We start from the raw sequence: 21070 nt of genomic DNA on the forward strand, positions 1-21070 counted from the left end.
CGTCACCGCGGTTCGGATACCAGCGGTGGGCTGCCGGGCATCGCTCCCTCCCTCGGCTTCAAGCCGAACAGCGGACGCAGCCAGCGCGCGCGCCGGATCGCCTCGTAACCGGCGAAGCACGCGGCGAAGGTGATCGCGACCAGCAACGGACCTTCGACCAGCGGTGGAATCGCCAGCGGTTTCAGGTGATGCGCCACGACCACGATGACGGTCTGGTGCAGGATGTAGACGGGAAACGCCGCCGGCACCAGGTAGCGCAGCGCGCGGCTGTCGGCGGATCGCCAGCGATGCGCGAAGCCGAGGACCGCGACGATGGCGCACCACTGGTTCAGGGCCCAGGCCATGCGCATCGCCATGCGCAGCCCTTCCGGCGGATCAACATCGGCGAAGCGCGTGAAGTAGGCGATCAGGCCCGCCCAGCTGATGAGCCACGCCAGCAGCGCCGGCCAGCGCAGCCGGTCGATCGCATTCCAGACGCCGTCGGCACGCGCGATCAGGAAGCCGAACAGGAACACGCCGAAGTACTGCGCATGGTTGTACCAGTCATCGACCAGCGCATGCGTCTGCTCGAAGCGGCCGACCAGCAGGACGCGCGCCACGCCGAGGAACAGGAACGGCCAGACCAGCACGCCCACGCCGGACAGCGCGGTGACGAGGAGGCCGCCCGCCGCGTCGAGTACCCGTGGTGCCAGCCGCCACAGCAGCCACAGCGCCAAGGTATAGACCCACAGGTAGGCGACGAACCACAGGTGGTTCCAGGTTGGGATCCGCAGGCAATCCTCGGCATCGCAGAAGCCGTCATAGGCCGTCAGGTAGCGCGCATAGAAAGCCAAATAGCCGTCGCGGTAGCCGCCCGGCAACTGTTCCACCACCTCGTAATAGGCCTGCGGCGGCACGATCACCAGCATGCCGAAGATCAGCGGTACCAGCAGGCGCCACGAGCGGCCTCCCAGGAATCGCGTCGGCGTCCCGGCCGCCTCCGCGCACCGTTGCGCCCTGCCCAGCAGGAAGGCGGTGGCAGTCCCGGAGACCAGGAACAGTAACGACAGTCGCCAGGGCGAGCTGAGCAGCATGAACGGCTCCAGCACCTCGCTGGCGGCCGGGCTTTTCACGTGCCAGTCCCAGCTCACGTAGTACATGCCCACGTGGTACAGCACGAGCAGCCCGAAGGCACAGACGCGTACCCAGTCCAGGTCGTGGCGACGTTGCATGGTGTTCTCCGTCTTCAGCGAAGCCGCCAGCGTCGACCTGCGTTGTCCTGCCGGAAAGCACGAAGGGACGAATGGCGGGGTCGTGGGGCCGAACCGCGGATCCCGGTGACGAGTCGTGATGCCAGTCGCAGAGCACGGCGGCTAAAATGCGTGCATGAACCGCAAGGACACGCTCACCTACGAACGCTACCTGCCGTGGAAGCGATGGGTGGAGGCGGGGTTCTGGATCGCGGTGACGGCGGCCAATTGCATCGCCAACAGCCTGACCACGCTGATGGAACTCCGGCGTGGCGATTCCGCCGTGCAGGCGTGGGAGCCGGTGGTCTGGGAAGCCAGCAGCGCGCTGGTCTGGGTGCTGGTGTTGATCCCGGCGATCGTCTGGTACACCCGCTCGCGCCCCGTGCACTGGGACAACTGGCGCGCGCGGCTGGGCGAGTACGCGGCGGCCAGCATCCTGGTCTGCCTGGTGCATGTGGTCGGGATGGTGGCGTTGCGCGTGCTGGCGTACCGCACGCAGGGCATGGCCTACGAATTCGGACCATGGCCGCGCGAACTGGCTTATGAGTACCTGAAGGACGCGCGCAGCTTCGCCACCATCGTGGTGGCGGTGGAAGGCTATCGCTTCCTGCTGCGTCGCTGGCAGGGCGAAGCCAGCCTGCTCGCGGAACCCGACGAGGGCCTGCCGTTGGAGCCGGTCGACCAGCCGGAGCGTTTCCTGGTGCGCAAACTCGGCCGCGAGTTCCTGGTGGCGGCCAACGACATCGAATGGCTGCAGGCGGCCGGGAACTACGTCAACCTCCGCGTCCGCGGCCATGACTACCCGTTGCGCAGCACCATCGCCGGCATCGAGGCACGACTGGATCCACGCCGCTTCACCCGCATCCATCGCAGCTATATCGTCAGCCTGGACCAGGTGGGTTCGATAGAGCCGCTGGATACCGGCGATGCCCGCGTGCACATGAAGGACGGCAGCGCGCTGCCCTGCAGCCGGCGCTACCGGCAGGATCTGCGGCAGCGCACCGGTGCCGAGGCCGCCTGCTAGTCAGGCGGCGCGCGTCGCCGGCACCTGCGGCAGACGTTCCACTGCATAGCTGGCGACCAGTTCGATGGCGCCGCTGCGGACGGCCTCTTCAGGCGCTTCCAGCAAGGTCTGCAAGGTCGCGCCGGGCGGCAGGGTGCGGCCCCAGAGGCCGGCCCACGCATTGCGACGGTCCTTGGCCGCGTACAGGGCGCGGTCCGCCATGCGCAGCGCGTAGTCCCAGCCACTGGCGGTGTTGTCGAAGAACGGAAAGGGCGCGAACCCCAGCGACACCGTCAGCGACCAGCGCTGGCGCGGTGCCAGTTCGTGCACCTCGCACAGTGCCTGGTGCAGGCGCGAGGCGACGGTGCAGGCCTGCGCCTCGGTGAGGTCGGCGCAGGCCATCAGGAATTCCTCACCGCCCCAGCGGGCGATGACGTCGTCGACCCGGCCGATCTCGCGCAGGCGGCGCGACAGGGCGACCAGCACCTGGTCTCCTGCATGGTGGCCGAAGCCATCATTGACCTTCTTGAAGTGATCGATGTCGATCAGGAACAGCACATGACGCGTTCCGGCGACCGGGCGCTGCATGGCCATGGCTTTCATTGCCTCGGTCGCGGCTCGCCGATTGCGCAGACCGGTCAGCGAATCGGTGGCGCTGACCTTGCGCAGTTGCCGGTTCTTGCGCCGTTGCAGCAGGCCGAAGCCCACGCCCGCCAGCACCAGCAGCACCAGCACGGTGACACTCGTGCGGCGGAGCAGCGTCGACTTCTCGTCGTGCAGCGCCCGAATCTGCGCCTGGTGGCGCATCGTCTCCAGTTCGCGCTGCGCGGCGGCGCTTTCGCTGCGCGCCTGCAGGTCGGCCAGCAGTTCCAGCCGCTGTTCCTTCAGCGTCTGCATTTCCAGCGCGTGCAGGCGGGCAGCGACGCCGAGCGCGTCGTCCGCCTGGCCCAGGGCGGCATGGGCGGCCATCCAGGCGCGCAGCACTTCGCGCTGCTTCTGCGGGTGGGGTGTGCCGTCCACGTTCGACCAGGCGCGCTTCGCGGTCGCCAGCGCGCCGGCGTAGTCGCCGGACAGGCGCTGCAGGGTCGAGCGTTTGGCCAGCGAGCCCGCCAGGCCGGGTTTGTCGGCGCTGCTTTCCTGCGCCTTGATCGCGGTGTCGAGCAGGGGGCGCGCCTGCGCGAGCCGTCCCTGCGCAATCCACAGGCCGGCGCGCTCCGCGTGCAGGCGGTCGACCACGGACTGCGCCTGCTTGCGCTGCGCCACGGCTTCGCCTTCGTCGATGACGGCCATCGCCTCGTCGGTGCGGCCCAGCCTGACCAGGTTGAGCGCGTGGTTGTGCAGGATCAGCGGATCCTCCAGGCCCACCGAGCCAGCCGCCGCGAGCGCCTTGCGGTAGTAGCCGTCGGCGATTTCCGGCGAATCCAGATAGTCCGCGTGAATCAGGCCGATGTTGGTCAGGGTGGTGGCCTGGAACAGGGCAGCGTCTTCGGCCGGCAACTGAGCGGCGATCTCCTGTGCGTGCAGGTAGGCGGCCTCGGCGCGGTGGATCTGGCCGGCGCCGTGGAATACCGAACCGGCCTGCGAATAGGCGCGGGCGCGGAACTCTGCGGGCAGGCGGGGATGCTCGTTCACCAGCCGCTCCATCTGCGCGCCGGCTTCCACTGCGCGGGCCTTGTCGCCCGCGAGTCCGGCGGCGATGCCGAGGCAGCTGTAGATCTTCACCTCCTCATCGACCGCCAGGTCCGGTGCCCGCAGCAGCGATTCCGCCAGCGCGACCGCCACCGGGGGCGCATCGCGACGCAACTGCAGGCAGCGCTTCACCTCGCTGGCGCGATCGGGGGCCGGCGGCGTGCCCTGCGCTCGCGACGACGGCAGGCTCAACAGCAGCGCCAGGCCGAGGAGCCAGGGCAGCAGCGGCACGGGCAGGACAGCGGCGGGAGTCTGCATGAGCGGACGGCTCTCGGAAGGGCGCACCGCAACGATGCAAGTCCCGTTCCAGCCGCCGGGCGCCGGCGCGGCGTCCGGCGGGCCTCTGGTATCCTTGCCGACCGATTCCAGCCCCCGCCCCACGACCCATGATCGAGCTCAATCCCATCCGCCAGCGCATCGCCGACCTGCAGGACAGGCTGGCCTCGCTCCGGGGGTATCTTTGACTACGATGCCAAGCGCGAGCGCCTGGAAGAAGTAAACCGCGAGCTGGAAAGCCCGGACATCTGGAACAACGCAGAATACGCGCAGCAGCTCGGCCGTGAGCGCTCCTTGCTGGACAAGACGGTCAACGGCATCCGCGACATCGAGGAAGGCCTGACCGGCGCCGGCGAACTGCTGGAACTGGCGGAGATGGAGAACGACGAGGACACCGCGCACGCCGTGGTGGCCGATGTCGAGCGCTACGCCGTGCACGTGGACAAGCTGGAGTTCCAGCGCATGTTCTCCGGCAAGATGGACAGCTCCAACGCCTTCGTCGACATCCAGGCCGGTGCCGGCGGCACCGAGGCGCAGGACTGGGCCGAGATCCTGCTGCGCATGTACCTGCGCTGGTGCGAGTCGCGCGGCTGGAAGACCGAGCTGATGGAAGCCAGCGGTGGCGACGTCGCCGGCATCAAGTCGGCCACGCTGCGGGTGGAGGGCGATTTCGCCTACGGCTGGCTGAAGACCGAGACCGGCGTACACCGCCTGGTGCGCAAGTCGCCGTTCGACTCGGACAACCGCCGCCACACCAGCTTCACCTCGGTGTTCGTGTCCCCGGAAGTCGACGACAACATCGACATCGACATCAATCCGGCAGACCTGAAGACCGACGTGTACCGCTCGTCCGGCGCCGGTGGCCAGCACGTCAACAAGACCGAATCGGCGGTGCGCATCACCCACGTGCCGACCGGCATTGTGGTCGCCTGCCAGACCGGCCGCAGCCAGCACCAGAACCGCGACAACGCGATGAAGATGCTGGCCGCCAAGCTGTACGAGCTGGAGATCCAGAAGCGCAACGCCGAGCGCGATGCGGTGGAAGCCACCAAGTCCGACATCGGCTGGGGCAGCCAGATCCGCAACTACGTGCTGGACCAGAGCCGCATCAAGGACCTGCGCACCGGCGTGGAGCGCTCGGATACGCAGAAGGTGCTGGACGGCGACCTGGACGAATTCGTCGAGGCCAGCCTGAAATCCGGCCTGGAAGCCGGTTCAAAACGCATCGACGCCTGATCGGGCGACGCGTCTTCCTGTAGGAGCGGCCCATGGCCGCGATGCTTCTCCAAGTAGACGTGTCAGAGCATCGCGGCCACGGGCCGCTCCTACATTCCCCTTCCTAGAATCCCTGCGACCGCCATGATCGACCCGACCAACGCCACGCCCGCCGTCGACGAGAACAGCCTCATCGCCGAGCGTCGCGCCAAACTGACCGCGCTGCGCGGGCAGGGCATCGCGTTTCCCAACGATTTCCGCCGCAGCGACTATGCGGGCGACCTGCAGACGCAGTACCAGGATGCCGAGCTGTGGACCGGCGAGGCGCTGGAGGGCAGCGGACGGCAGGTGAAGCTGGCCGGTCGCCTGATGGCCAAGCGCGTGATGGGCAAGGCCAGTTTCGTACAGATCCAGGACGAGTCCGGCCGCATCCAGCTGTTCCTGCAGGCCAATACGCTGGGCGAGACCTACGATGCCTTCAAGGGCTGGGATGTCGGCGACATCGTCGGCGTCGAGGGCGGGCTGACCCGCACCCGTACCGGCGAGCTGTCGGTCAAGGCCGAGGCCTTCCGCCTGCTGACCAAGTCGCTGCGTCCGCTGCCGGACAAGTGGCACGGCCTGTCGGACGTGGAACAGCGCTACCGCCAGCGCTATGTCGACCTGATCGTCACGCCGGAGGCGCGTGCCGTCTTCATCAAGCGCTCTCGCATCATCCGCGCGATCCGCGAATGGCTGGACACCCGGCGCTTCCTCGAGGTCGAGACGCCGATGATGCATTACATCCCCGGTGGCGCCGCCGCCAAGCCGTTCACCACCCACCACAATGCGCTGGACCTGGATCTTTACCTGCGCGTGGCGCCGGAGCTGTACCTGAAGCGCCTGGTGGTCGGTGGGCTGGAGCGGGTGTACGAGATCAACCGCAATTTCCGCAACGAGGGCGTCAGCACCCGCCACAACCCGGAATTCACCATGCTCGAACTGTACGAGGCCTACGCCACGTACACCGAGATCATGGACCTGACCGAGGGCGTCATCCGCGACGTGGCGCACGAGGTGCTGGGGACCGGCCAGCTGACGTGGGACGGGCAGGACATCGATCTGGAGCCGGCCTTCCGCCGCTGGCGCATGGACGAGGCCGTCCGCCACCACAACCCCGAGATCAGCGCCGCCGACTGCACCGACCGCGAGGCACTGGTGCGCCACTGCGAACGCCTGAAGATCCACGTCAAGCCGTCGTACGGCTGGGGCAAGCTGCTGCTGGAGATCTTCGAGAAGACGGTCGAGCACACCCTGGTGCAGCCGACCTTCATCACCGACCATCCGGTCGAGGTGTCGCCGCTGGCCCGCGCCAACGACGACAACCCGGGATATACGGACCGCTTCGAGCTGTTCGTCAACGGCAAGGAACTCGCCAACGGCTTCTCCGAGCTGAACGATCCCGAGGACCAGGCGGCCCGCTTCATGGCGCAGGTCCAGGCCAAGGAGGGCGGCGACGATGAAGCCATGCACTTCGACGCGGACTACATCCGCGCACTGGAGGTCGGCTTGCCGCCGACCGGCGGCCTGGGTATCGGCATCGACCGGCTGGTCATGCTGCTGACCGGCTCCGATTCGATCCGCGACGTGCTGCTGTTCCCGTACATGCGCCCGGAAGCCCAGGGCTGAACGAGCGGTACCCGGGCGTCAACAGGGTGACGCTCCGGGGCAGAATAGGCACCTGCCGGCGTGACGCGGCGGGTCCATTGGCGCCGGAGATGCCGTTGCCCGGCATCATGTTCTCGGCCATGCCACCCGCCATGGAGGGCCGGGACGGCCTGGATACGTGACGGAGGTCAATATGCTGAGTCCCGACCGGCCATTGCGACGGCTGGCACGCTTCCTGCGTCGTTTCACGCGCAGGACGGTCAATTTTCCACCGCCCGCGCCGATAGAGATCGGGGGAGGGGGCCCCGGGATTCGCATCGGTTCCCTTCGTGGATCACGGACCCCGCCCGGGACCGTGCCGCCGAACAGGACTGACGACATGCTGGATGCGAGCGCCGCCGCCGCCGGAGTATCCTTGCCCGACAGCCACGTGATGTGGCCCCAAGGGGTGGGTAACGCTTTGAACATCGTCATCGTCGACGATCAGACGTCTGCGCGCACGATGTTGCGCCATGTCATCGAGGACATCGCGTCCGAGCTGGCCGTCCATGATTTCGGCGATCCGCTGGCCGCACTGGAATGGTGCGAGAAGAACCGCACCGACCTGCTGCTGCTGGACTACCGCATGCCGGGCATGGACGGGCTGGAGTTCGCCCGCCGCTTCCGCCGGCTGCCGATGCACCGCGACATCGCGATCATCCTGATCACCGTGGTCGGCGACGAGCCGATCCGCCAGGCCGCGCTGGAAGCCGGCGTCATCGATTTCCTGGTCAAGCCGGTGCGGCCGCGCGAACTGCGCGCCCGTTGCCGCAACCTGCTTCAGCTCCGCCAGCAGTCCGAGAACGTCAAGCAGCGCGCCCTGTCGCTGGAGCAGCGCCTGCTGTCCAGCATGCACGAGGTCGAGGAACGCGAGCGCGAGACGCTGTCGCGCCTGGCCCGCGCCATCGAGTACCGCGACAGCGGCACCAGCGCCTACCTCGAGCGCATGGCCCACGTGGCCGGCCTGATTGCCGAGCAGCTCGGCCTGGCGGAAGACGAAGTGCGCACCATCGAGATGGCCGCGCCGCTGCACGACATGGGCAAGATCGCGATCCCGGATTCGGTGCTGATGAAGGCCGGCCCGCTGACCGCCGACGAAACCGATGTCATGCGTCGGCATCCGAAGATCGGCCACCAGTTGCTGTCCGGCAGCCAGAACCGCTTCATCCAGACCGGCGCGCTGATCGCGCTGCGCCACCACGAGCGCTACGACGGCAGTGGCTATCCCGATGGCCTCGTCGGTGAGCAGATCCCGTTGGAAGCGAGGATAGTGGCGGTGGCGGACGTGTTCGATGCCCTGATCTCGCCGCGGCCGTACAAGAAGGCCTGGGACAAGGACGCGGCGCTGGCGTATCTATACGCGCAGCGCGGTCGCCTGTTCGATCCCGCATGTGTCGACGCGCTGATCCGTGGGCGGGCGCGGCTCGACGACATCTGCGAACGCTACTCGACGGTGCAGAGCCGTCCAGGGATGGAGTGAGCCATGACCAATCCCATCACCTGGATCAAGTCCCGACTGGCGCATCGCGGCGACAGTGAGCACGGGCAGGCGCTGATCCGCGTCGCGCTGATCTCCATCATCCTCACCTACGCGCTGCTGCCGTCCTCGCGCGCGGCGCTGCCGCCGGGCGAGTACGCCATCGTCCTGGCCATCATCACCTCGGGCCTGGTCAACAGCCTGGGCATCTTCGCGTGGCTGCTGGTGCAGCCGGGCAAGTCGCACGTACGTCGCGGTCTGGGCATGATCGCCGACTACGGCCTGCTCGCGGCCGCGATGAACGGTATGGGCGAGCCGCTGTCGTGGGCCTACGTCGTGCTGATGTGGATCACCGTCGGCAACGGCCTGCGCTACGGCAACCGCTATCTGGTGGTCGCGGTGGCGATGGCCAGCACCGCATTCGCGGGCGTGGTCGCGATGAACGACTACTGGCGCACCAACCTGACGCTGGGCGTGGGCCTGGTGCTTGGCTTGATCGCCGTGCCGATGTACCTGTCCGGCCTGTTGCGCGACCTGACCCGCGCCACCGACGAGGCACGCCGCGCCAACGAAGCCAAGAGCCGCTTCCTGGCCAACATGAGCCACGAGTTCCGCACGCCGCTCAATGGCTTGGCCGGCATGTCCGAACTGCTGGCGACGACGCGGCTGGACGCGGAGCAGCGCGAATGCCTGTCCACCATCCAGGCCTCCACGCGCACGCTGCTGGGCCTGGTCGAGGATGTGCTGGACATCTCCGCGATCGAGGCGGGCAAGGTCAAGCTCAACGTGGTGGAGTTCTCGCCACGCGAACTGGTCGACAGCATCGGCCTGATCCTGATGCCGCAGGCACGCGGCAAGCAGGTACGTTACGAAGGCGTGGTGGACGATGCCATTCCGCTGAAGCTGCGCGGCGACGCGGGCCACCTGCGGCAGGTACTGCTGAACCTCGCGGGCAACGCGGTGAAGTTCACCGATGAAGGCGAGGTGCGCATGGTGGTCGCGCCCACGCAGACCGACGAAGGACGTGTGCGCCTGCGCTTCACGGTCACCGATACCGGTATCGGCGTGCCCGTCGCGCTGCGCGAGCGCCTGTTCGAAGCGTTCGAGCAGGCCGATGTCAGCCTGTCGCGCCGCTACGGCGGCACCGGACTGGGCACGACGATCGCCAAGGGCCTGACCGAAGCGATGGGCGGCACCATCGGCTTCGAAAGCCACGAGCAGCGCGGCAGCTGCTTCTGGGTGGAGCTGCCGTTCGAGGTGGTGCCGGAGCGCGTCATCGTGCCGGCCGTGCATGGCCATGCGGAATGGCTGCAGGAAGAGCCCGAGACGACCAGCGCCGAGAACATCATCGCATTCTCCGATCCGTTCCTGCGCCATCGCGCCCGCGTGCGCAGCATGCAGATCCTGGTCGCCGACGACCACGAGGCCAATCGCATGGTGGTGCAACGCCTGCTGCAGAAGGCGGGCCATCGCATCACCTGCGTCAACGGCGGCGAGGAAGTGCTCGATGCGCTGGAGTCGGCGTCCTACGATGCGGTCATCTGCGACCTGCACATGCCCGGCCTCAGCGGCCTGGACCTGCTGAAGCAGCTGCGCGTGATGGAAGCAGGCAGCGGCAGCCGCACGCCGGTGCTTATCCTCAGCGCGGACGTCACGCCGGAATCCATCCAGCGTTGCGAGCAGGCCGGCGCACGTGCGTTCCTGGCAAAGCCGGTGGTCGCGACCCGTCTGCTCGATGCGCTTGCCGACATCGCCACGTCCGGTCGCGTCACTGCGACGGCGGTGGCGATGGCGCCCGCACGCGCCGAGGTGTCCGACGGCGTGCTGGATGTCAGCGTGCTGGACGAGCTGACGGCGCTCGGCATGGGCGACGCCTTCGAGCGCGAGTTCATCGAGCAGTGCCTCAACGATGCCGATGGCTGCATCGGCGCGATGGCGCATGCGATGGAGCGCGGCGATGGCGAGCACCTGCGCGAGCACGCCCATGCCTTGAAGGGCGTGGCCAGCAACCTCGGCCTGGTGAAACTGGCGGCGGCCGCAGGCGAGATGATGAGCCTGGCCGACTGGCAGATCACGCGCGAATGGCGTCACCGCCTGGCGGCGTTGAACTCGCACCTGAGCCACGGCCGTGCCGCGCTCGATGCGCGGCAGCGTGTACGCGGTGCGGTGGAGAAGGGCAACGAAGGCACGTCGTCCTGATCAGCTGCCCGCCGCCATCATGGCGGAGGGGAGCAGCGACGGAACGTTGACGCATCGGGCGCCTGCGATGGCAGGTCCCTGGCGAGTACGGTGACCCGGACTCGCCCTTGAAGGCGCTCAAGCGCGCTTCAACCCCCTGATTTCCCCTGTAGTGTCTGCGATGAAAGCAGCGTTGCAGGTGCTCAGGCCGCGCGGATGGACCGTTTTTCCTGTGCGCGGACGATGCGCTCCATCATCTTCAGCGACTTGTCGCCGAGCGTCAGGGCGGTATCGACCCACACTTCGGTGATACCCATCAGTTCGTCGTAGCCGACCGGCTGCGCGAGGTTGCGGCAGGCGTTCAGCGCGAGGTGCGCATGCGGCGAACGGCGCTGCTTGTCGATGATGGTCTGCACGGCGGCGGCACCCTGGCCCTTCGGCACCAGCACATCCACCACGCCCAGCTTGTACAGCTCGTCGCTGGTGTAGATGTTGCCTTCCAGGATGATCTTCTCGGCGACCTGCGGCGACACGCGCTTGCACAGGAACGAGTAGGCGCCCATGCCCGGGAACAGGCCGAACAGCACTTCCGGCAGGCCCATGTCGACGCCTTCTTCGGCGACGATGGTGTGGCAGGACAGGGCGATTTCGAGGCCGCCGCCCAGTGCATCGCCCTGGATCAGCGCGATGGTGCGCACGTCGCCGCCCAAACCGGTGTTGAGATGGTGGACGCCATCGATGCAGCGGCGCGCATAACTCAGCAGGCGGTCGCGGTTGTTCTCGCGGATCAGCTGCGAAAACAGCTCCAGGTCGCCGCCGAGATTGAAGGCGTTGGCGTCGGATGCAACGACGAGGTGGCGCAGCTTGCCCGGCTGGCGCTGGGATTCGCGCAGGGTGATCGAGTTCATGAAGCTCAGCACGTCGTCGAGCATCTGGCTGCGGAAGCACGGACGCACGCCCGGGGCGACATCAGAATGCATGTACATCCAGTGCGCATCACCGCTGGGTTCCGATTCCACGCGGATGGTCGGGAAGGAACGGGTGCGCTGCAGTTTTTCGACGTTGTTCATGGAAAGCTCCTTGGAGGGGTTTTGCCCGCGCGGCAGGGGAAGCGGGTGACGGATTTATGTGACGCAGGCGGCATCACGCGCCGATCCTACACCTGAACGAATAATTAAAATCCGGTGCACAAGCGCGCTTGAAGCAAGTCGCGGCCGTCGACCCGCCATCCGTCCCGATATTTGTGACGCGCGTCTAGAATCGACCCCTAAAGTCCTGAACCAAAAGAAAAAGGCCGGCGCAGGGCCGGCCTTTGCTAAGAAGCTGAACAGCGATATCAGGCGGTCTTCGCGGGCTCGCGCAGTTCCTTGCGCAGGATCTTGCCGACGTTGGTCTTCGGCAGCTCCGTACGGAACTCGATGTGGCGCGGCTGCTTATAGCCGGTCAGGTTGTCGCGGCAGAACGCCTTGACCTGCTCGGCCGTCAGGGCAGGGTCCTTCTTCACGATGAAGACCTTCACTGCTTCGCCCGACTTGTCGTCCGGCACGCCGATCGCCGCCACTTCCAGTACGCCGTCCAGGCCGGCGATCACGTCCTCGACTTCGTTCGGGTACACATTGAAACCGGAGACCAGGATCATGTCCTTCTTGCGGTCGACGATGTAGAAGAAACCGTTCTCGTCCATCTTCGCCATGTCGCCGGTGTGCAGCCAGCCATCGGCGTCCATCACGTTGGCGGTTTCTTCGGGGCGCTGCCAGTAACCCTTCATCACCTGCGGGCCCTTGATGCACAGCTCGCCGACTTCACCGACCGGCACGACGTTGCCATCGTCGTCCTTCAGGCAGGCATCGGTGGACGGCACGGGCAGGCCGATGGCGCCGTTGTAGTCGTGCAGGTCCATCGGATTGATACAGGCGGCAGGCGAGGTTTCGGTCAGTCCATAGGCTTCGACCAGCGTCACGCCGGTGACCTTCTTCCACTTCTCCGCGACGGCGCGCTGCACCGCCATGCCGCCGCCCAGCGTCATCTTGAGGTTGGAGAAATCCACGTCGTCGAACCCCGGCGTGTTGAGCAGACCGTTGAACAGCGTGTTGACGCCGGTGATCGCGGTGAAGCGCGTGGCCTTCAGCTCCTTCACGAAGCCCGGCATGTCGCGCGGATTGGTGATCAGGTGGTTCAGGCCGCCCAGCTTCATGAAGACCAGGCAGTTCGCCGTCAATGCGAAGATGTGGTACAGCGGCAGCGCGGTGATGATGACTTCGTTGCCGTAGTCCAGGCCGGTGCCCACCCACACGCCGGCCTGCTGCATGTTGGCCACTAGGTTGCGGTGCGTCAGCATCGCGCCCTTGGCGACGCCGGTGGTGCCGCCGGTGTACTGCAGGAAGGCGATGTCGCCGGAGTCGATGTCGACGTCGGGCAACGTATGCAACTGGCCCAGCGTGAGCGTGTCCTTGAAGCGCACGGCACCGGGGATGTCGTAATCCGGCACCATCTTCTTCACGTACTTCAGCACGAAGTTGACGATCGCGCCCTTGGGGAAGCCGACCATGTCGCCGAGCGCGGTGGTGACCACCTGCTTGACCTGCGTGCCGGCGAGGGCTTCCTGCGCGGTCTTGCCGAAGTTGTCGACGACCAGCAGCACGCTGGCGCCGGAATCCGTCAGCTGGTGCTTCAGCTCGCGCGGCGTGTACATCGGATTGACGTTGACCACCGTCAGGCCGGCGCGCAACACGCCGAAGATGGCGATGGGATACTGCAGGCAGTTCGGCATCATGATGGCGACGCGGTCGCCCTTCTTGAGCTTGAGCTCGCCGAGCAGGTACGCCGCGAACTGCCGGCTGAGCGTGTCGATCTCGCCGTAGGTCAGGGTCTTGCCGAAGTTGCGGAACGCAGGGCGGTCGCGGTACTTGCTGATCGCCTCATCGAAGACGGATACGATGGAGCGGTACTGCTCCAGGTCCACCTGCTGCGGCACGCCTTGCGGGTAACTCTTGAACCACGGACGTTCCTGACTCATCGTTCCATTCCCTCCCCAGGGTCTTCGGGTCGCCTCGCGGCGTTCAATGGGCAAACGCCGGAGATGGCGCCTGCCGGGAGCATACCGTTCCGGATGGAAAAGGCGAAGGTTTCGATGGCCAAGACCCGATTCAGTGCGCACGGATGGCTGCTCGCCCTGGTGCTGGCCTTGGCTGCGTGCGCCGGCGATACGCCGGAAGCGCAATTGCGGCAGCAGTTCGACACCATGCAGGTGGCGGTGGAAGCCGGCAAGTCGGGCGATTTCATCGAGGGCGTCAGCGCCGATTTCGCCGGTGAAGAAGGTCTCGATCGTGCTGCGTTGCACAACATGATCCGTGCGCACACCCTGATGAATGCGCGTATCGGTGCGACCACGGGACCGCTCGATGTCAAAGTCGATGGCGAGAACGCCGAGGTCGCGTTCGATGTCCTGCTGACGTCCAGCAGGGGACGCCTGCTGCCGAACCAGGCTGGGACCTATCGCGTCACCACCGCATGGCGACGCGCAGATGGAGACTGGCGTGTCTATCACGCCCGCTGGGAACGCCGGCAGTGATCACTTCACCGGGGTGAGCTTTCCCGGCGTCCAGCGGTAGCGCAGCGTCTTGTTGACGCTCGGGCAGCAGCGGGGATCGTTCGGGCCGGGCCACTTCGTCTTGAGCTGGATGACGCCGTCGGCGACCGTCATGCCTTCGACCATGCCGAGCGCATCGCTCGTCTCGCCGGCGGCCGCATACCGTGCGCCCTGTTTCGCGAGCACGGCGACCCCGGAGTTCCAGTAGGTCGGACCGTACAGGGTCCAGAGGACGACGATTTCGTCCTGGCCATCGCCGTTGATGTCTGCAGGGACAACCTCGGTGGCTTCATAGCTTTCCATGTGGTCCGCCTGTTTGCCGGCGACGAACTGTTCGGCGATCCGTCTCGCCGGTTCCGTGCCGGGGGCGGCACCGAAACCCGCGAACGGCAGCACGCCTATGCAGAGGCAGACGCACCACACGGGTGCGCGCGGAAGCTGTGTGTTCAACGCCAGTCCCCTGCGGCCTGCGGAGGCAGGTCTTCAACAGCCGTAACGCAAGGAGGGCGCACAACCGGCAACAGGTCGGGTTGCCCTCGCGCGTCGTGGACGGGATCATCGAGCCTTACAACAAGGGGAAGTGATCCATGTCGATTCGCTGGAAGATCCTGGCATGCCTGTGGCTGGCCGCCGGCAACGCCGTTGCGCAGGACGCGCTGCCTTACCAGACGCCGCCTGCCGAAATCCTGCAACTGGCGGACGTACAGCGTCCCCCCAGCGTCGTCGCGGACAGCGGCAAGACGCGGCTGGTGCTGTTCTACCGGGATGCGTTCAAGTCGCTGGCGGAGTTGTCCGACGAGGAACTGCGACTGGGTGGCCTGCGGGTCAATCCGCGTACCAACATCGCCAGCACCGCCACCTACTTCAACAACCTGCAGGTGCAGGAACTCGCCGGAGGCACGGCGCGGCAGGTGACCGGCCTGCCGACGGTCCCGCGCCTGGCGAACTTCGTCTGGTCGCCCGATGAAAAGCGGCTCGCCTTCACCCACACCACGCGCACCGGGGTGGAGGCGTGGGTACTGGAATTGGCCTCCGCGCGCGCCACTCGGCTGACCGAGGCGCGCGTGAACAGCAACATCGGCAATCCGCTCACCTGGTTCCGCGACAACCAGGCGCTGCTGGTCCGCATGCTGCCGGTGCAACGCCCCGCGCTGATCGATACGTCGCGCCAGATCCCCACCGGCCCCACCGTGTCCGTCAGCGATGGCAGCAAGGCGCAGAACCGCACCTACCAGGACCTACTGAAGAACCCGCAGGATGAAGCGAACTTCGCCGTCCTGGTCACCTCCGAACTGCACCGCGTCCCGCTGAAGGGGCGCGCGACCGTGTGGCGCGGCGCCGGCATGTACACGGGCGAATCGTTTTCGCCGGACGGTCGCTATGTACTGCTGCGGACGTTGAAGAAGCCGTTCTCCTACCTGGTACCGTACAGCCGTTTCCCGTTCAGCGCGGAGGTCGTGGAGACCACCGGCAAGTCGGTCGCGACCGTCGTCGACGCGCCGCTCGCCGAGAACCTGCCGAAAGGTTTCATGGCGGTGCGGGCGGGTCGTCGCGACATCGAGTGGCGCGCGGACCAGCCGGCGACACTGGTGTGGGCGGAGGCGCTGGACAAGGGCGACCCTACGCTGGAGGTGCCGTTCCGCGATGAGGCCTTCGCGTGGGACGCGCCGTTCACCGCGCCGCCCCGTTCGATCTTCAAGACCATCGACCGCCTGCAGGGCGTGCAGTGGGGCGACGAGCGCCATGCCATCGTGACCGACTACTGGTGGAGCACGCGCAATACGCGCACCTATCTGTTCGATCCTTCACAGGCGGGCGCGCCGCTGCGAGAACTCGTCAGTCGCAACTACCAGGACCAGTACAGCGATCCGGGTGAGTTCGAGACGCGCCGCAACGCGTCCGGCCAGCGCGTGCTGGCATTGGACGACGGCCATGCGCACCTGATCGGCGACGGCTTCACTCCGGAAGGCCAGTTCCCCTTCATCGACCGCATGGACCTGGCGACCGGCAAGAAGGAGCGGCTGTATACCTCGCGGCTCACCAGTCAGAAGGAAGCGATCCAGGCGCTGCTGGATCCGCAGGCCGGCACCGTGCTGGTGCGTCTGGAGTCGCCGACGGAATTCCCGAACTACTACATCCGCCATCTCAAGCAGCGCATGGCGCCGGTGCCGGTGACGCGCTTCGAGAATCCGTTCAAGGGTCTGCAGGGCGTGCACAAGGAGGTCCTGACCTACGCGCGCGCCGACGGGCTGCCGCTGACCGGCACGCTCTACCTGCCGGCGGGCTACGACCGTACCGCGAAGACGCAGAAGCTGCCGCTGGTGATGTGGGCTTATCCGGCCGAGTACAAGGACCGCGACAGCGCGGGACAGAACACCACCAATCCCAACGAGTTCATCTTCCCGAGCTACGGTTCGCCGGTGTACTGGGTGACGCGCGGCTATGCGGTGCTCGACGATGCCGCGTTCCCGATCGTCGGCGAAGGCAAGGACGAGCCGAACGATTCCTTCGTCACCCAACTGGTCGCGAACGCGAAGGCGGCGATCGATGCGGTGGATGCGCTGGGCTACATCGACCGCACCCGCGTGGCTGTTGGCGGACATTCCTACGGCGCCTTCATGACCGCGAACCTGTTGACGCATTCGGACCTGTTCGCCGCCGGCATCGCGCGCAGCGGCGCCTACAACCGCACGCTGACGCCGTTCGGCTTCCAGCAGGAGGAGCGGAATTACTGGGAGGCGCCGGCGGTCTACAACGACATGTCGCCGTTCATGCACGTGGACAAGATGAAGACGCCGTTGCTGCTGGTGCATGGCGAGGCGGACAACAACTCCGGCACGTTCACGATGCAGAGCGAGCGTTACTTCAATGCGCTGAAGGGCTTCGGCGCGCCGACGCGGCTGGTGCTGCTGCCGAAGGAAAGCCACGGCTATGCGGCGAAGGAATCGATCCTGCACTTGCTGTGGGAGCAGGACCAGTGGCTGGAGCGCTACGTCAAGAACAAGCCCCCGGGTGGCGGTTCCTCACCCGTCGCGGCGGATCGCTGATCACGCCCGCTTGAAACAGAAAGGCCGCCATCGGGCGGCCTTTCATCAGCAGGACGCCGCTCAGGCCGCCTTGCGCGCGGCCAGTTGGCGCAGCACGTAATGCAGCAGGCCGCCGTGGCGGAAGTAGTCGACTTCCTTCGGCGTCAGCATCAACACCTTGACCTGGAACTCGATGGTCTTGCCGTCGGCCTTGCGCGCCGTGACCGTCGCGGTCTTGGCGGCGCCGTCCTGCAATCCGGTGACATCGAAGGTTTCCGAGCCATCCAGGCCCAGCGACTGCGCGTTCTCGCCGTCGTTGAACTGCAGGGGCAGTACGCCCATGCCAACCAGGTTGGAGCGGTGGATGCGCTCGAAGCTCTCGGCGATCACCGCCTTCACGCCCAGCAGGTTGGTGCCCTTGGCCGCCCAGTCGCGCGACGAGCCGGTGCCGTACTCCTTGCCGGCGATGACGACCAGCGGCACGCCCTCTGCCTGGTACTTCATCGAAGCATCGTAGATCGACATCTTCTCCGGGGGAGTGCTGCCGAAGTACAGCGTGTTGCCGCCTTCCTCGCCGCCGAACATCAGGTTCTTGATGCGGATGTTGGCGAAGGTGCCGCGCACCATCACGTCGTCGTTGCCGCGGCGGCTGCCGTAGCTGTTGAAGTCGGCCGGCTGCACACCGCGCGAGATCAGGAAGCGGCCCGCGGGCGAGTCCTTCTTGATGTTGCCGGCCGGCGAGATGTGGTCGGTCGTGATCGAATCGCCGAACAGGCCGAGCACGCGCGCGCCGTGGACATCGTCGATGCTGCCGATCTCCATCGACATGCCGTCGAAGTAGGGTGGGTTCTTGATGTAGGTGGAATCGCCATCCCAGGCGTACAGGTCGCCGTCGGGCGAGGCGATGGTGTTCCAGCGCGAATCGCCCTTGAACACGTCGGCATAGTTCTTGGCGAACATCTCAGGGCCGATGGTCTTGGCGATGAAGTCGCCGATCTCCTGGTTGCTCGGCCAGATGTCCTTGAGGAAGACGGGCTGGCCGTCGCTACCGGTGCCCAAGGGCTCGGTGGTGAGATCGATGTTGGTGGTGCCGGCGATGGCATACGCGACCACCAGCGGCGGGCTGGCCAGGTAGTTCATCTTCACTTCGGGATGCACGCGCCCCTCGAAGTTGCGGTTGCCGGACAGCACGGATGCCGCGACGAGGTCGTCGGCCGCGATCGCCGCCGACACGTCGTCCGGCAGCGGGCCGGAGTTGCCGATGCAGGTGGTACAGCCGTAACCGACCACGTAGAAGCCGAGCTTCTCCAGATCGTCGAGCACGCCGGCTTTTTCCAGGTAGTCCGTCACCACGCGCGAGCCCGGGCCGAGCGAGGTCTTCACCCACGGCTGCGCCTTCAGGCCCTTGGCGGCGGCGTTGCGCGCCAGCAGGCCGGCGCCGAGCATGACCGCCGGATTGGAGGTGTTGGTGCAGGAGGTGATCGCCGCGATCACCACGTCGCCATCGCGCAGCTTCAGCGGCGCACCGCTGTCGGGCGCGGACTCGTGCACCGACGCCTGCGCGCCGACCGCCGTTCCGCCGCCGCCTTCGTTCTTCAGGCGGTCTTCCTGCACCAGGTCGATGCGCTTGCGGCGCGCATCGGCGAACGGCACCAAGTTGTCGCGGAAGTTCTGTTTCACGTCCTGCAGCAGCACGCGATCCTGCGGCCGCTTCGGACCGGCCAGCGACGGCTTCACGTCGCCCATGTCCAGGTGCAGCGTGGCGCTGTACTCGGCATGCGGGCTGTCGGGCGTGTGCCACAGGCCCTGCGCCTTCGCGTAGGCCTCGACCAGCGCGATCTGTTCCTCGCTGCGGCCGGACAGGCGCAGGTAGTTCAGCGATTCGTGGTCGATCGGGAAGATGCCGCAGGTCGCGCCGTACTCCGGCGCCATGTTGCCGATGGTGGCGCGGTCGGCCAGCGGCAGGTGCTGCAGGCCGTCGCCGTAGAACTCGACGAACTTGCCGACCACGCCCAGCTTGCGCAGCATCTGGGTGACGGTCAGCACCAGGTCGGTCGCGGTGGCGCCTTCCGGCAGCCTGCCGGTCAGCTTGAAGCCGACGACCTGCGGAATCAGCATCGACGACGGCTGGCCCAGCATCGCGGCCTCGGCCTCGATGCCGCCGACGCCCCAGCCCAGCACGCCGATGCCGTTGATCATGGTGGTATGGCTGTCGGTGCCGAAGACGGTGTCGGGGTAGGCGATGGCCTGGCCGTCCTTCTCGCCGGTCATCACCACGCGGGCGAGGTTTTCCAGGTTCACCTGGTGGACGATGCCGGTGTTCGGCGGCACCACCTTGAAGTTGTCGAACGCCTTCTGGCCCCAGCGCAGGAAGCCGTAGCGCTCCTTGTTGCGGTCGAACTCGATCTTGCCATTGAGGTCCAGCGCGTCGGGGCTGCCGAAGACGTCGACCTGGACCGAGTGGTCGATCACCAGCTCGGACGGAATCAGCGGGTTGATCTGGTCCGGGCTGCCGCCCAGCTTGACCACGGCGTCGCGCATCGCGGCCAGATCGACCACGCAGGGCACGCCGGTGAAGTCCTGCAGCACCACGCGCGCCGGCATGAAGGCGATCTCGGTATCCGGCTCCTTGGTGGCTTCCCAGCCGGCAACGGCCCGGATGTGCTCTGGCAGGACGGTCACGCCGTCCTCGCAGCGCAACAGGTTCTCCAGCAGGATCTTCATGGAGTAGGGCAGGCGGGCGAAGCCGCCCGCGGGATCGAGCTGCTCGGCCAGGACCGGCAGGCTGTAGTACGCGTAGGACGTGCCGTTGACGTCCAGGGAACGGCGGGTGGCGAAGGAATCACTCATCGCGGAGGCTCCTGTAGCTGGGGGAAGGGGCAGGCGACCAGCATAAGCCGCTGGCGCTGCGTGTCTTGTCGAGGCTTGCCCGAATTATCCGTCATGAGTGAGACGGCCATGATCCGACCAAAGGTGCATGTGGCAGCGGGATGATGGGTACTCCGGGCTGGGGTATGCCAAGTAAAGTATGTATAATTCTTCCATACTCAAGAGGGGGCACTGATGGAAGCCACCGTTGCCGAGCGCGGCCAGATCACCCTGCCGAAGGCCGTGCGCGATGCGCTGGGCCTGACCAAGGGCAGCGTGCTGAAGGTCGAACTGGAAGGTAGCCGCATCGTGTTGCGGAAGAGCGTCGACGACGCGATCTCGCGTGTGCGCGGCAAGTTCGCCCTCGACGCCGACGGCACGCCGAACGAATGATCGCCGTCGACGCTCCCGTCCTGATCGAGCTGCTGACCGATGGCGCGCGCGCCGATGCGGTCGAAGCCGGCCTGCGCCAGAGCCTGGGCAGTGGCCGCGTGGTCGTCTGCGATGCAGCCCTCGCGCAGCTCTGTGCCTCGCTGCGCAACGGCGCAGATGCGCTGGCCGCGCTGGAGGAGATGGGCGTCCATTTCAACGCTGTCGAGGCCAAGTCCGCGCTGCGCGCCGGCGAAATGCAGCGCCGGCATCGTCAGCGCGATGGCGAGGCGCGGCCGATCGCCGATTTCCTGGTCGGTGCGCACGCGCTGCTGCAGTGCGACGGCCTGATCACCTTCGACACCGCCTTCCACCGCGATTATTTCAAGGGCCTGAAGCTGATCGTGCCCGCGAACGAATAAGCATCACCCCGTTTTCCCATTCCACCGCACCACCGAACGACCGGAG

At 66.6% G+C, this 21070-nt stretch carries 15 protein-coding genes; 9 read left to right on the forward strand and 6 right to left on the reverse strand.

Features of this window, described 5'->3' with window-relative positions:
• Positions 1 to 2: 2 nt before the first annotated feature.
• Positions 3 to 1211 (reverse strand): acyltransferase family protein, encoded by a 1209-nt coding sequence (locus tag AC04MD_RS04270; RefSeq protein ID WP_475496071.1) that lies wholly within the window; start codon positions 1209 to 1211, stop codon positions 3 to 5.
• A 154-nt stretch (positions 1212 to 1365) separates the two neighbouring features.
• On the opposite strand from AC04MD_RS04270, the gene AC04MD_RS04275 reads away from it, so the two are divergent.
• Positions 1366 to 2253, forward strand: coding sequence for a LytTR family DNA-binding domain-containing protein (locus AC04MD_RS04275; RefSeq protein WP_475496072.1), 888 nt, complete (start codon positions 1366 to 1368; stop codon positions 2251 to 2253).
• Here AC04MD_RS04275 and AC04MD_RS04280 read toward each other — a convergent pair whose 3' ends face one another.
• The gene (locus tag AC04MD_RS04280) at positions 2254 to 4179 is read right to left on the reverse strand and encodes a GGDEF domain-containing protein (RefSeq protein WP_475496073.1); all 1926 of its coding nucleotides are present in this window, start codon (positions 4177 to 4179) and stop codon (positions 2254 to 2256) included.
• A gap of 128 nt (positions 4180 to 4307) precedes the next feature.
• Between AC04MD_RS04280 and prfB the strand changes: the two genes are divergently transcribed.
• From prfB to AC04MD_RS04300, 4 genes are all read left to right on the forward strand, one after another.
• Positions 4308 to 5433, forward strand: a protein-coding gene (gene prfB / locus AC04MD_RS04285) for a peptide chain release factor 2 (RefSeq protein ID WP_296282936.1) whose coding sequence is annotated in 2 segments (ribosomal slippage) — positions 4308 to 4382 and positions 4384 to 5433 — 1125 coding nt in all. Because the reading frame shifts where the segments join, the coding sequence is not laid out codon by codon here.
• Positions 5434 to 5556: 123 nt separating this feature from the next.
• Positions 5557 to 7077 (forward strand): lysine--tRNA ligase, encoded by a 1521-nt coding sequence (gene lysS / locus AC04MD_RS04290; protein ID WP_475496074.1) that lies wholly within the window; start codon positions 5557 to 5559, stop codon positions 7075 to 7077.
• 412 nt (positions 7078 to 7489) lie between these two features.
• Complete coding sequence (gene rpfG / locus AC04MD_RS04295) at positions 7490 to 8575, forward strand: cyclic di-GMP phosphodiesterase response regulator RpfG (protein ID WP_475496167.1); 1086 nt, start codon at positions 7490 to 7492, stop codon at positions 8573 to 8575.
• Between the two features lie 3 nt (positions 8576 to 8578).
• Positions 8579 to 10771, forward strand: coding sequence for an ATP-binding protein (locus tag AC04MD_RS04300; RefSeq protein WP_475496075.1), 2193 nt, complete (start codon positions 8579 to 8581; stop codon positions 10769 to 10771).
• Positions 10772 to 10953: 182 nt separating this feature from the next.
• Here AC04MD_RS04300 and AC04MD_RS04305 read toward each other — a convergent pair whose 3' ends face one another.
• Both AC04MD_RS04305 and AC04MD_RS04310 read right to left on the reverse strand, forming a co-directional pair.
• On the reverse strand, positions 10954 to 11820 hold the full coding sequence (locus tag AC04MD_RS04305; protein WP_192308754.1) for a crotonase/enoyl-CoA hydratase family protein: 867 nt from the start codon (positions 11818 to 11820) through the stop codon (positions 10954 to 10956).
• Between the two features lie 266 nt (positions 11821 to 12086).
• Positions 12087 to 13766 carry a long-chain fatty acid--CoA ligase gene (locus AC04MD_RS04310; RefSeq protein WP_475496076.1) on the reverse strand — a complete coding sequence of 560 codons (1680 nt, stop codon included), beginning with the start codon at positions 13764 to 13766 and terminating at the stop codon, positions 12087 to 12089.
• Between the two features lie 114 nt (positions 13767 to 13880).
• Between AC04MD_RS04310 and AC04MD_RS04315 the strand changes: the two genes are divergently transcribed.
• On the forward strand, positions 13881 to 14321 hold the full coding sequence (locus AC04MD_RS04315) for a nuclear transport factor 2 family protein (RefSeq protein WP_475496077.1): 441 nt from the start codon (positions 13881 to 13883) through the stop codon (positions 14319 to 14321).
• Here the strand turns inward: AC04MD_RS04315 and AC04MD_RS04320 are convergent, their stop codons facing one another.
• Positions 14322 to 14735, reverse strand: coding sequence for a hypothetical protein (locus tag AC04MD_RS04320; RefSeq protein ID WP_475496078.1), 414 nt, complete (start codon positions 14733 to 14735; stop codon positions 14322 to 14324).
• Positions 14736 to 14926: 191 nt separating this feature from the next.
• Here AC04MD_RS04320 and AC04MD_RS04325 point away from each other — a divergent pair, with 191 nt between their 5' ends.
• On the forward strand, positions 14927 to 17386 hold the full coding sequence (locus tag AC04MD_RS04325) for a S9 family peptidase (protein WP_475496079.1): 2460 nt from the start codon (positions 14927 to 14929) through the stop codon (positions 17384 to 17386).
• Positions 17387 to 17446: 60 nt separating this feature from the next.
• Here AC04MD_RS04325 and acnA read toward each other — a convergent pair whose 3' ends face one another.
• A complete protein-coding gene (gene acnA, locus AC04MD_RS04330; protein WP_475496080.1) occupies positions 17447 to 20215 on the reverse strand; it encodes an aconitate hydratase AcnA in 2769 nt (922 codons plus the stop codon).
• A 213-nt stretch (positions 20216 to 20428) separates the two neighbouring features.
• On the opposite strand from acnA, the gene AC04MD_RS04335 reads away from it, so the two are divergent.
• Together AC04MD_RS04335 and AC04MD_RS04340 are read left to right on the forward strand one after the other, a co-directional pair.
• A complete protein-coding gene (locus tag AC04MD_RS04335; protein WP_475496081.1) occupies positions 20429 to 20626 on the forward strand; it encodes an AbrB/MazE/SpoVT family DNA-binding domain-containing protein in 198 nt (65 codons plus the stop codon).
• Positions 20623 to 21024: a type II toxin-antitoxin system VapC family toxin gene (locus AC04MD_RS04340; protein ID WP_475496082.1), complete on the forward strand. Its 402-nt coding sequence runs from the start codon at positions 20623 to 20625 to the stop codon at positions 21022 to 21024. The genes AC04MD_RS04335 and AC04MD_RS04340 overlap by 4 nt, the downstream gene beginning before the upstream one ends.
• The last annotated feature ends 46 nt before the right edge of the window (positions 21025 to 21070 follow it).

The sequence above is a fragment of the Pseudoxanthomonas sp. LjRoot206 genome (assembly GCF_056175725.1).